This is a genomic window from Tsukamurella pseudospumae (assembly GCF_001575205.1).
Taxonomy (GTDB): Bacteria; Actinomycetota; Actinomycetes; order Mycobacteriales; family Mycobacteriaceae; genus Tsukamurella; species Tsukamurella pseudospumae.
The window spans coordinates 1-332 of record NZ_LSRE01000040.1; the positions used below are offsets into that span (position 1 = coordinate 1).

1 protein-coding gene is annotated in these 332 nt (G+C 73.5%); it reads left to right on the forward strand.

What is annotated here, in order from left to right:
- The coding region (locus AXK61_RS17605; RefSeq protein WP_068746512.1) for a RidA family protein at nt 1-332 on the forward strand (332 nt) is incomplete at both ends.

Sequence of the window (332 nt, forward strand, 5' to 3'; positions counted from 1 at the left end):
CGCGACCGCGCCGGCGCAGGCGCGGCTGATCTTCCTCGCGGGCGCGTGCCCCCTGGCGCTCGACGGCGGCACCGTCGGGCCCGGTGACTACGCGGCGCAGGCGGCGCGGTGCGTCGAGAACCTGGTCCTCGCCCTGGACGCGGCGGGCGTGACCCTGCAGGACGTGATCCACACTCGCGTCCTGGTCGCGTCGATGCGTCAGCACGACCTCGTCACCGCGTGGGACGTGGTCCGGTCCGCGTTCGGTGACCATGACGTGCCCAGCACGCTCATGGGCGTCACGGTGCTGGGCTACGACGACCAGCTGGTCGAGATCGAGGCCGTGGCAGCGG